The organism is Enterococcus sp. S22(2020) (genome assembly GCF_020295385.1).
Taxonomy (GTDB): domain Bacteria; phylum Bacillota; class Bacilli; order Lactobacillales; family Enterococcaceae; genus Enterococcus_L; species Enterococcus_L dunnyi.
Window position 1 is genome coordinate 1 of sequence record NZ_JACFUD010000011.1, and the last position, 11,528, is coordinate 11,528.

At 37.8% G+C, this 11,528-nt stretch carries 9 protein-coding genes and 12 tRNA genes; 1 reads left to right on the plus strand and 20 read right to left on the minus strand.

What is annotated here, in order from left to right:
* From H3T55_RS16485 to H3T55_RS16515, 7 genes are all read right to left on the minus strand, one after another.
* On the minus strand, positions 1-391 hold a 391-nt coding region (locus tag H3T55_RS16485), incomplete at its 3' end, for a family 1 glycosylhydrolase (protein ID WP_225535438.1).
* Positions 392-429: 38 nt separating this feature from the next.
* Positions 430-2,301: a beta-glucoside-specific PTS transporter subunit IIABC gene (locus H3T55_RS16490; RefSeq protein WP_225535439.1), complete on the minus strand. Its 1,872-nt coding sequence runs from the start codon at positions 2,299-2,301 to the stop codon at positions 430-432.
* A gap of 94 nt (positions 2,302-2,395) precedes the next feature.
* Complete coding sequence (licT, locus tag H3T55_RS16495) at positions 2,396-3,232, minus strand: BglG family transcription antiterminator LicT (RefSeq protein WP_087640372.1); 837 nt, start codon at positions 3,230-3,232, stop codon at positions 2,396-2,398.
* A 152-nt stretch (positions 3,233-3,384) separates the two neighbouring features.
* Complete coding sequence (locus H3T55_RS16500; RefSeq protein ID WP_225535440.1) at positions 3,385-4,431, minus strand: tyrosine-protein phosphatase; 1,047 nt, start codon at positions 4,429-4,431, stop codon at positions 3,385-3,387.
* A gap of 12 nt (positions 4,432-4,443) precedes the next feature.
* Positions 4,444-5,703, minus strand: coding sequence for a PTS sugar transporter subunit IIC (locus H3T55_RS16505; protein WP_087640374.1), 1,260 nt, complete (start codon positions 5,701-5,703; stop codon positions 4,444-4,446).
* Positions 5,704-5,720: 17 nt separating this feature from the next.
* Positions 5,721-6,029 carry a PTS sugar transporter subunit IIB gene (locus H3T55_RS16510; protein ID WP_225535441.1) on the minus strand — a complete coding sequence of 103 codons (309 nt, stop codon included), beginning with the start codon at positions 6,027-6,029 and terminating at the stop codon, positions 5,721-5,723.
* A gap of 23 nt (positions 6,030-6,052) precedes the next feature.
* On the minus strand, positions 6,053-6,388 hold the full coding sequence (locus H3T55_RS16515; RefSeq protein ID WP_087640376.1) for a PTS lactose/cellobiose transporter subunit IIA: 336 nt from the start codon (positions 6,386-6,388) through the stop codon (positions 6,053-6,055).
* Between the two features lie 198 nt (positions 6,389-6,586).
* Between H3T55_RS16515 and H3T55_RS16520 the strand changes: the two genes are divergently transcribed.
* On the plus strand, positions 6,587-9,286 hold the full coding sequence (locus H3T55_RS16520) for a sigma 54-interacting transcriptional regulator (protein WP_225550258.1): 2,700 nt from the start codon (positions 6,587-6,589) through the stop codon (positions 9,284-9,286).
* A gap of 182 nt (positions 9,287-9,468) precedes the next feature.
* On the opposite strand, the gene H3T55_RS16525 is transcribed toward H3T55_RS16520, so the two are convergent.
* The 13 genes from H3T55_RS16525 to H3T55_RS16585 all read right to left on the minus strand — a co-directional run bounded on the left by H3T55_RS16525 (position 9,469) and on the right by H3T55_RS16585 (position 11,428).
* On the minus strand, positions 9,469-10,125 hold the full coding sequence (locus H3T55_RS16525; protein WP_225535443.1) for a B3/4 domain-containing protein: 657 nt from the start codon (positions 10,123-10,125) through the stop codon (positions 9,469-9,471).
* A 226-nt stretch (positions 10,126-10,351) separates the two neighbouring features.
* A tRNA-Leu gene (locus H3T55_RS16530) sits at positions 10,352-10,435 on the minus strand.
* A gap of 16 nt (positions 10,436-10,451) precedes the next feature.
* Positions 10,452-10,522 (minus strand) — tRNA-Cys (locus H3T55_RS16535).
* Positions 10,523-10,556: 34 nt separating this feature from the next.
* Positions 10,557-10,628 (minus strand) — tRNA-Gln (locus H3T55_RS16540).
* 16 nt (positions 10,629-10,644) lie between these two features.
* Positions 10,645-10,717: transfer RNA gene (locus tag H3T55_RS16545), tRNA-His, on the minus strand.
* A 32-nt stretch (positions 10,718-10,749) separates the two neighbouring features.
* A tRNA-His gene (locus H3T55_RS16550) sits at positions 10,750-10,822 on the minus strand.
* Between the two features lie 12 nt (positions 10,823-10,834).
* A tRNA-Trp gene (locus H3T55_RS16555) sits at positions 10,835-10,905 on the minus strand.
* A gap of 9 nt (positions 10,906-10,914) precedes the next feature.
* Positions 10,915-10,995, minus strand: a tRNA-Tyr gene (locus H3T55_RS16560).
* 4 nt (positions 10,996-10,999) lie between these two features.
* Positions 11,000-11,072: transfer RNA gene (locus tag H3T55_RS16565), tRNA-Phe, on the minus strand.
* Positions 11,073-11,084: 12 nt separating this feature from the next.
* Positions 11,085-11,158 (minus strand) — tRNA-Asp (locus tag H3T55_RS16570).
* 9 nt (positions 11,159-11,167) lie between these two features.
* Positions 11,168-11,240: transfer RNA gene (locus H3T55_RS16575), tRNA-Val, on the minus strand.
* 12 nt (positions 11,241-11,252) lie between these two features.
* Positions 11,253-11,324: transfer RNA gene (locus H3T55_RS16580), tRNA-Glu, on the minus strand.
* 15 nt (positions 11,325-11,339) lie between these two features.
* Positions 11,340-11,428: transfer RNA gene (locus H3T55_RS16585), tRNA-Ser, on the minus strand.
* Positions 11,429-11,528 lie beyond the last annotated feature (100 nt).

Below are 11,528 nucleotides of genomic sequence, written 5' to 3' on the forward strand. Positions count from 1 at the left end.
TGGTTACCAATGGTTCGATGTTGTATTTACGGCATTCTTTGAAGAGATCTTCATAATATTTCAAGCCTTCTTCATTCGGTTCAGTCTCATCACCTAAAGGGAAAATCCGGCTCCAGGCAATCGATAAACGATAGGTTTTAAAGCCCATTTCTGCAAACAAAGCAATATCTTCTTTGTAGCGGTGGTACATATCGATCGCGTTTTGTGCAGGATAAAAATGCTCATCATCAAACTCAAACATTTTCTTTTCACCAGTGATCACTGGAAAACGGTCGGGTCCGACTGGGGCTAGATCCACATTGGCTAAGCCTCGTCCGCCTTCATTATAGCCGCCTTCACATTGATTGGCCGCTGTAGCGCCGCCCCACAAAAAATCTTTTCTAAATGACATATCTTTTTCCTCCAATAAATAATAATAAATGATATTCGTTATCGTATGACTTTCATTACCTGCTCGCCTGGATCAGATAATGGACTTGTCAACGTAATAACATCCCCAAAATCAACTGTATTTGTTACAACAACAGGTGTAATGATATTATACCCTTTTTCTTTGATTTTCTCTAAGTCAAATTCCAATAGTTTATCTCCTGTTGTCACTTTCTGATCTTTTTCAACAAAATATTTGTAGCCTTCACCGTCTAGTTGTACAGTATCGATTCCTACATGGATCAAGAGCTCCACGCCAGAATCACTCGTCAAACCAATTGCATGCTTAGAGTCAAAAACAGCTGTGACAGTTCCTGAAAAAGGTGCGTAAACTACACCTTCTATCGGTTTTACTGCAAATCCTTTACCTAAAATTTCTTCTGAAAACATACCATCTTCTACGGCTGAGAGTTGAGTGATTTCACCTTTGATCGGATTGACAACATTTGTCGTTGAATCCGTTTGAACTTCATTGACAACATTTTTTTCACTTTGCTCTTCTACCTTAGGTTCTTTGTATAAAATGTACGATACAACAAAAGAAATACCAATACTGATCGCTGCGCCGATACATGCCATATACAAATGTTTTAGTGTATCATCACCAATATAACTTGGCAAAGTTAGTAAACCTGGTGATCCGCCAGTAAAGTTTTTCACTCTCATGATCCCCATAAATAATCCGCCGATCCCGCCACCGATCATTGCCGCATACAAAGGCGTTTTATAACGTAGATTCACTCCATATAAAGCCGGCTCTGTAATTCCAAATAAACCTGTCAAACCAGCAGAAGAGGCTAATTGTTTTACAGACGACTCTTTACTTTTAAATCCAACCGCCAATGCAGCTGCTCCTTGCCCTAAGTTAGACGCTAACATTCCTGGATAAATCACTGTGTCATAGCCTGTCGTCATTCGATTATTGATACCGATCGGAACAAGCCCATAATGAGTCCCCGTTGCAACAAACAATGGTGTGAAGGCGCCGATGATCGTTGGGACCAACCAAGGACTAAACTCTTCCAAAGCTTTAATTCCATTTGAAATAGCATCACTGATCAAATAACCGATAGGTCCTATTACAACAAGAGAAATTGTTCCAACGATAGCAATCGTAATCAATGGTTTGCTAAAGAATTTGATCACTTTTGGCGATATTTTATCAGCAAAAGGTTCAACATACGACATAAACCAAACAGATAAAATGATCGGGATCACAGAAGAACCATAAGAAACTGCTGAGACCGGCAAGCCAAACAAATGAATACTCCCTTCACCAGCTTCCTTGATCGCATTCACCATACCTGTAAAATTAGGATGCAGCAAAATTCCTCCGACCATCATTGCTAAATACATATTTGTTTTAAACTTCTGTGCAGAAGAAGCAGCTAGAAGAATCGGTAGAAAATAAAAGGCCGAATCTGCCATAAAATCAATAATGATATACGTTTGTCCAGTTTTATCTATTGCATTAAAAACAACTAATAAGGACAATACTGCTTTTAGCATCCCAGCTGCAGTGATTGCTGGTAAAATCGGGGTAAAAATTCCTGTGATCGTATCGATGACTTTAGCTGCCGCTCCCCGATCATCTTTTTCTGCTGATGTACCTTGCTGACCATCCAAAGTTGGTACTTTTTTCAAAATCTCTTTATATACACTACCGACATCACTACCGATGATCACTTGATACTGACCACCTTTTGAAACAACGCCCATTACGCCCGCCATATTTTTCAGTGTTTCTGTCTCAGCCTTTTTTTCCTCTTTCAAATTAAATCGTAATCTAGTGGCACAATGAGTCAGTCCACTAATATTTTTTTCTCCACCGACATTATCGATAATTTTATCTGCTAATTCCTGATAATTCATAAATAATTCCTCCTAAAAATAAAAATACCTAAGAACGTTCTTTTAAAAAGAACTTTTCTTAGGTATAGCCTGTGCTCTTCACAGTAACAATCCTTTAATTGTTTGTAATTCTTCTAATATGGATCGTGAGATAGATCATCTCATCCTCCTTTAAATCTCGACCGAATTCTTTGCCTATATACTCACGAATCTTCAAAGCACAGAGATATTCTTCCTGATACTTTTCTTTTAACATAAATAAGAAACCTTCATCTTTATCCTTGTCCAGTTCTATTCCACTAAATAAACGCTGAACAAAAAACTTCAAATGTGTAATGAATCGCTCATAATTTAACGTATATTCATCTAAATCCGTCTTATAATGATACTTAACAATATTGATGATTTTTTGAATCACTTTTGTCATCTCAGATACTTGACTAACTTGTGATAAATCAAGTTCAGCATTGACGATATGCAAGGCGATGAATCCAGCTTCATCTTCCGGTAACGTGATATCCAAGCGATTGGAGATGATATTCAACGCTTCTTTTCCGATCAAATATTCGTGATTATAAAAACGCTTGATTTCCCACAAAAGTGCATTTCTTACCGGTAAACCGCTATTATGTCGTTCGATCGCATAGTCGATATGATCTGTCAATGTCAGATAAATATTCTCATTCAATTTTTTTCCTAAAGAAACTTTGGCAAAACCAATAATCTCATTCGCTACTTGTAAATGCTCCAAGCGGACATTCGAAAGCAGCTGAGTTAACTTATTAGTTGTTAAATCGGCATTACTTGTATAAACTTTTTCAATCAAACGGTCATCGATCACATCGCCGACTGTTTTCTTAAAGCCGATACCTTTCCCCATCACAAGAACTTCTTGGCCATCCAGATTGAGTGACTTGACGATATTATTATTGATTACTTTTTTTACTTCCATAGTGTCTCCTCAATGAGATTCGATCAGCTAGCTAATATAACGTTATGAAAGAAATAAAGTATAGCCTGAAAAATCAGTAACAATCTTCATTTCTCTTGTTATTAAAACATGAAAGTAAAGCGTTGTCAATACAAGAAAAACAGCCATTCATTTTAATATAAATACTTTTCTCTCAAAAGATCCAGCTGCTTATCAGTTATACCTAAGCTAAGTTTCAAATACTTTTCCATCGTTCCAAATGTTTTTTCAACTGCATTGAAGGCACCATCAAGATATTCTTTTTTAGTTAATTGCAAGGAGGATAAAAATGCAAGAACATCTTCATTATCTGTATATTTTTTGTAAATAGCCATTCGCTTAGCATTTCTAGGTGCATTCATCTTATCTGTAAGTAAATAATCTTGATAAACTTGGTCTTTATCGACACCTAACGCACTTAAATAAATCGCAGCTGCCCAACCTGTTCTGTCTTTTCCGCCCTGACAATGAAAAATCAGTGGTGTAGAATCTGCTTCTAATAATGTCGAGAAAAATCGTTGATAGGCATTGACTGCTTTTTCACCTAATACCAATTGTTCCATTTGTTTACTCATCACATTGCGATTCTTTACTAACTGTTCTCTTCCTGCATCTGTACTTACCATTTTTTCGAGCTGAGCAATTTTTTCTTCATCTTTTTTTGAAACAGTTTGGGTACTAGCTTGCTGAGCCACATCCGCATGAGGATTAAAATTGACTGTTTCACTCAATAAAATCGACTTGTTAGGGTCTTTCGCTATTTCTTGCGGCGAACGAAAATCAATGATTCGCTTGACTCCAAGCCGTTCAATATACTTTTGCTCCTCCTCATCGATTTGATGCAAAGCATCCGAGCGAAAGACTAGACCCCACCGAGTCATCTGACCACGTGCTGTATAGTAGCCACCTAGATCGCGACAGTTATACAAATGATCTAATGGTAAACGCCGTTCAGCGCCAATAAAGACATCAGAACCCGAAAATAATTTAAAATAAAGACGTGTTTTTGGGTCAGGATCCTTAAACATCTGCCAACCTGCCTCTCTAAATTCTAGAAATGAAGTTGTTGATTCAGTCATAGAATCTTCACGACTATAATATACTTTAGCAGGAAGTCTCACTGAATCTGGTAGATTGATTTTTAAATGATCTGCTTCTCTTTCAACTTGCAGCATCTGCATATTCTCACACTCCTATTGATTTTCAAGCGTTGCAGCTTCTTCAATGACTCCTTGTTTATCTAATTTTTTTATGAATGGTAGATATAACAATAGTACCACAACAAACTGGATCAGCTGTACCACTAATCCTTGCCAGCCAGCTGCCATAAATCCAGATAAAAATGTCGGAAGATTTTTCGGCACATTCACGCTGATTACCGGTAAAAATCCAATGATTGTTGCAATATAGGCAATGCCTACACAAACTGCCGCTGAAAGTGTCAGAGGAATAAAGATGACTGCATTCATGATCATCGGAATCCCAAATTTCATCGGTTCTGTGATCCCAAAAATACTTGGAATGAATGAGATTTTTCCAATCGATTTGAATTTTTCGCTTTTGCTCATCCAGACTAAGATCACTGCTAAAGCCAAAGCTCTTGGTCCTTTAAATGCATCTAAGAAAAATGAATTGATGATATTCGTAGCAGCTTCTCCAGCAGCAACAGCTTCCATATTAGCATAAGCTTGTGACGTAAATAAAACAGCGATCACTGATCCAACGACCATACTGCCATGAATCCCAAAAAACCAAAGTAACTCAGATAAAAACATAATGAACAATGCTGACCAAATCGAACCACCCAATGATTCAAGAGGAGTTTGTAAATTAGTATAAATAAAATCATGGACATTCCCAAATCTTGTTTCTGCAAACAATGTACTGATTATAATAACAACGATAAATATAATAGCTGCCGGTACGATTGCTTCAAATGTCTTTGCAATCGCTGTTGGTACACTTTCCGGCATACGGAATGTAATTCTTTTTTCGACCATTTTAGCAAATAGCCATGTCACAACTAACGCTACGATCATTCCTACAAAAATCCCTTTAGAACCTAAATAAGTCAGCTCATACGCCATTGCAGGCTTTTCTCCGCCAATATCAAAAGCGGTGATCGGTGTTAAAACAAAGAAAGAAGCCAATGACAAAATAATTGACGCAATCGTGTCCCCTTTCTTCTCTCTTGCCATCGCGCAAGAAATCCCAATAATAATATAGATCGTGATCAAATTACTTGAAATCGAAGTACCTAACGAACATGCTTTTGTCACGATTTCCGGTAAGCCTGGAATCATACCAATGATCGTCGTCAAACTCCCAACGATCGTGATCGGCAGAGTCATCATCATCCCGTTAGCAATACTTTTTACAAATGTATTATTTGAAAATTTATTGACAAACACATTCAACCCATTGATAAATGAACTTTTTTTCACTTCTGACATTTGTCATTCTCCTTTTTCTATTTTGATTTAGCTGCAATAACTTCTTGTGCCTTCTTAAATACTTTCTCTCCGTTCATCATTCCATAATCCATCATCTCGATCACTAAAACAGGAATCTCAGGATACTCTTTTTTCACGTCCTCCTGCTGATACCCAACTTGCGGACCGAGTAATATAATATCCGATCCTGTCACTCTTTCTTCTAATTCACTTAGACCACATGCTGAAATATCAGCATCGATTCCTTGTGAAGAAGCATATTCTTCCATTTTTTTGACTAACATTCCTGTAGACATTCCACCTGCACATGCTAACGTAATTTTCATTCTGATCACCTTTTCTATTATTTTTAAGCACTCTTTTTAATTAAGTTACGCAATTCCCGCATTTCTTCATGCAAATCAATAAATTCTTTTGTAAAATCCGTAGCCGTTATAGCTGCCATCATGTGATCTTGCGCATGGGTCAAAAACATCGTCGCAGGTTCATCCGGATTACTGGCAAAATTCTGTAAAATAGTTGTATGCTGCTGGTGAGCAATTTTTAAGTTGTCCTTGCTTTCCTCTAAAAGTTTTTTAGCAGACCCAACATCCCCTTTTTTAGCTTCTTTGATTGCATTCATTGCTAGAGATTTTGCATTTCCTGCATAAACAATGATCTGCATCACATCTGTTTCTGAAATCATCTGACCTTCTCCTCTCAAATATATCCTAGTCATCTCTCTATAAAGCAATTTTCATGCCAAACACTCAACCAACACTCCATATAGTGAATTATGCCTATGTGTTTCTTTCACATTAAAAATAAAACACTTTATCAAACACTTTTTTTGTAAAACGAAACACATGACTTTGACTATTCAGTTTGCGAACATTATACTTAAATGGAAAGATTATTGATGAAAGACTGGGGAAGAATTATGAAACGAATCGATAAAGTTGCTGAAATCCTTGCAACTTACACAAAAAGCCAACCGGCAACTGCAATGGAGATTGCTGAAAAATTGGGGATCACTAGAGCAAATGTCAGCAGTGATCTAAACCAGCTTGTTAAGCTCAATAAAGCAAAAAAGACCGGAACAAAACCGATCTACTTTTTTTCAACCACACCAAACATTCAAAGTAAGGAAAACATTTTAGATACATTTACTAAGAAAAGTCCTAGCCTATTTCATTGCAGTGAACAAGCAAAGGCAGCGGTCTTGTATCCGCCAAAAGGCATGCATATCCTTCTAACAGGTGAAACAGGTGTTGGGAAAAGTATGTTTGCAGAATTGATCTTTACTTATGCAAAATCACAAAATAAATTGAAAGCGGATTCTAAATTTGTCACATTTAATTGTGCCGACTATGCGAATAATCCTCAATTACTTGTAGGTTCGATTTTTGGTATATCTAAAGGGGCATATACAGGAGCGGACAGCGATCGTGCTGGCTTGTTAGAGGAAGCGGATGGCGGTATTTTGTTTCTTGATGAAATACATCGGCTGCCTCCAGAAGGTCAGGAGATGCTTTTCACTTTTATAGATAAGGAAATCTACCGAAGATTAGGAGAAACAACGAGCGAAAGAAAGGCTCAAGTGCTATTGATTTGTGCTACAACTGAAGATATTTCTTCAAACCTACTTCAAACATTCATTCGTAGAATCCCAATGAGGATCAATATTCCTAATTTGGAGGAACGTGGATTAGAAGAACGGTTGACGTTGATCTCAACTTTTTTTCAAGAAGAAACTAAAAAGCTGAAATCACCGATCGAAGTATCTACAAATACGATTCGCGCCTTATTAGGCTATCATTGTGCGAATAATGTCGGTCAGTTAAAAGCAGATATCCAGCTTTTATGCGCTAAGGCCTACTCTCAATTTATTGCTCGACAAGAAGAAGCACTAAAAATCAGCAGTTATGAATTGCCTCACTATATTCGGGAAGGTCTTTATAATGTTGAAGAAAGGCAGAAAATCTGGCTTCTACTGCCAAATATGAACAGTCGTTTTTTTCTTTTTGATGATGATACTACGACACTTTTTGTTCCAAAAGATAACAAGGGTGACGATATTTATCAAATCATTGAACAGAAAATGAATGACATGGAACGAATTGGATTAGATAGTACGCAAACTTCTGAAATCATAGACACAACGATCACTAATTATTATCGCTCCTATGCGAGTGATTCATCAGCTGATCTTCAAAATTTAGAGCAGATCGTCGGCTCTGAAATTCTTGCTACTTCCAGTAAAGTCTGTGAAAAAGCTGCTCGTTTATTAAATTGCTATCTATCTGATAATGTTCGCTATGGAATCGCTCTTCACTTATATAATACGATCCAACGAATCAAACGTGGGCAAACGATCAAAAATCCGAGGATCGATGAAATAAAAAATAACCATCCGCAACTCTTTGAAACAGCCCAGCACTGCTTGTCTGTGATTGAAACAGATTTTAGCGTAAAATTGCCTGAAGATGAAGCTGGCTTTTTAGCACTATTTTTTACAGCAGATGAAACTAAACAAAAAAAACGAATCAAAGTAGAAGTCATTGTTGTTGCTCATGGGGAGTCGACAGCGACTAGTATGGCTAATGTCGTCAATAAGCTGCTGGGCGAAAATATTGCGTTTGGATTTGATATGCCTCTCGAAGAAAAACCAAGGGTGATATTGGCTCGAATTCAAGAATATCTTAAACAAAAAAAAGAACAGAAAGATGTTTTATTACTTGTTGATATGGGATCACTCATCAATTTTAGTGACGAACTTAAAGAATACACCGTTACGGATATCCGTTGTATCGAGTTAGTGAGTACACTACACGTTTTAGAAGCTAGCAGAAAAGCAGCTTTGGGTGCTACCTTAAATGAAGTATATGAATCAACCGTAAATATCAGAGGTCTTTCTACCTACCAGCAAAAGTCAGCTATTACGCTAGAACAACGTACATTCTATTTGCTAACATTATGTTCAACTGGCGAAGGCTCTGCGCAGCTCATAAAAAAAATGCTCCGTTCACGCTTAAACTTAAGAGGTGGTTCATGTGAAATCGTTTCTTTGCAGGTAGCTGATACTGATTTAGTGACAAAAACGGTCAATAGCTTAAATAAAACTGGTAAAATCATCTGTACTATCGGAACTTTTCAAATAGGTTTGAGTACACCGCATTTCTCTATCAATGATGCTTTGAATGAAACCAATACTGCAAAGATTCAGGCGTTAATTGACTATGAGCTTGCTTTTGAAGGTATGCGCCTCAATATCACAGACATGTTGGATTACCCTCACGGTGAAAAACTGATTTCAACAACTAGAGATTGGGTCGAAACACTAGCTGAAGAAATAACGCCACTTCTTTCATATGAAATCAAAGTCGGTTTAGCTTGCCACGTGATCTGCATGATCGACCGCCTACTTCAAGGAAAGAATGTGAGTAGTTTTCCTAAAACAGAATCTTTTAAAGAAAAATATCAAACAGAAATCTACAAAGTAGACCAAAATATAAAGCTACTGGAAACTTATTACGGGATCGATATTCCGAAAGATGAGGTTTTCTATATCACAGCCTTTTTTATGAACGAATCTTTTCTTTAAAAATTAATAACTGTCTCCTAAGTATTTAAATGGATAATATCTGTGCTATTTTAATTTACTTATAGATTAAAAGCCAACGTATGCTATACGTTGGCTTTTATAATAGCTCTCAAAATTAAGGCAGTAGATCCTTTTTAAATGTATTCATCATTTAATCTAGTCAGCAAGATACAGAAGCACTATTATACTACAATTGTTGTTTGTATTTCAGTCGTTCCAAATATGCCATTGATGGCTTGTTCAACTTCACTTTTTATTGCCTGCAGTCCAGAGGGTGACTCATCAAAACTATAGACCACGAGCATGGCTTTTTTCGTTTCAAGCGAAATCATCGCTCTAGTTGAATCAGAAATTGGACTACCAAAAGGACCAAGTGAATCACTCAACACAGGAAAATTGCTGATTCTGATCATGCCTTTTCCGATCCCTTCATATTCTTCACCTTTACTTGCTACCAAATAAGAAAGATCATCATTCAATTTTGATAGATCATAACTGCCAATCGGTAAATGCAGTTTTAAAGAAAGATAGTTATTCAAATCTACAAGCGCATTGATTTGATATAATCCTTGCCCCTTAACTATTCTTCTTAATAAGCTATCTGACGAAGGCCGATGACGAGAAGGATCGAGCCCAAGACCTTTATAAAATAATTTAGTTTGCTTAATTCTTTTATTATCAAGTATATCTTCTAATGTTGTTGTACTTTCTATTTCAGCAATCATTGGTGTTAAAAAATTTTCCCAAAGATTTTTATCATACTTTCTATTACATAAATCAACTGTAGATACTACAAGTTGGGCTTTCTTTAATTTAGATGTTTCTTTTACTATATTCATAATCAATAGTCCTCCGTTATATCAAAAATATTTTTTAACGGAAATCAGGCACATCGCACTCGCAAAGAGGAGCAAAAATCATAATTTCACCTCCAAAAAATGAATCAATCCAATATTATATTATTTTAGTTATGATTTCAAGCTGTTATGCTAGCTTATAGTATTTATAAACAACAACTATTTACTAAACAAAAAAACTGTTAAATCATTGATTTAACAGTTTTTATACCGGCGGCCGGGGTCGAACCGGCACGCCCTCGCGGGCACTGGATTTTGAGTCCAGCGCGTCTGCCAATTCCGCCACGCCGGCATGAAATAATTTTGCAAGGCGGTAACCGGATTTGAACCGGTGATGAAGGTTTTGCAGACCTCTGCCTTACCACTTGGCTATACCGCCATATTGCAATGTAAATTTCTCTAATAGAGAAAAACTGGGGTAGCTGGATTCGAACCAACGCATGACAGAGTCAAAGTCTGTTGCCTTACCGCTTGGCGATACCCCAAAAATTTAAAGTTAAGGGCGACTGATGGGAATCGAACCCACGAGTGGCGGAACCACAATCCGCTGTGTTAACCACTTCACCACAATCGCCATAAAACACTTGGCAAAAATTTAAAACTAAGGGCGACTGATGGGAATCGAACCCACGAATGGCGGAACCACAATCCGCTGTGTTAACCACTTCACCACAATCGCCATAAATTTTAACAGGGATAGTAGGAATCGAACCCACAATGACGGTTTTGGAGACCGTAGTTATACCGTTTAACTATATCCCTACTTTTAAATGGAGGAAAGTGGATTCGAACCACTGAACCCTAAGGAACGGATTTACAGTCCGTCGCGTTTAGCCACTTCGCTATTCCTCCAAAATGGCGCAAGACAGAATCGAACTGCCGACACACGGAGCTTCAATCCGTTGCTCTACCAACTGAGCTACTGCGCCAAAAATATAAAACGGTCTGGACGGGACTCGAACCCGCGACCTCCTGCGTGACAGGCAGGCATTCTAACCAGCTGAACTACCAAACCGTGATTTAATGGAGGTTAACGGGATCGAACCGCTGACCCCCTGCTTGTAAGGCAGGTGCTCTCCCAGCTGAGCTAAACCTCCAATAACTATAAATGACCCGTACGGGAATCGAACCCGTGATACCGCCGTGAAAGGGCGGTGTCTTAACCGCTTGACCAACGGGCCAATAAAAACTTAATACGGAGAGTAAGGGATTCGAACCCTTGAGACAGTGTTCACCGCCTACATGATTTCCAATCATGCTCCTTCGGCCTCTCGGACAACTCTCCAGAGTTAAAAGAAGCAACTATTACTCATAAATCCTATATTAAGGAACTCCGGCAGTAGGACTCGAACCTACGACATCATGATTAACAGTCATGCGCTACT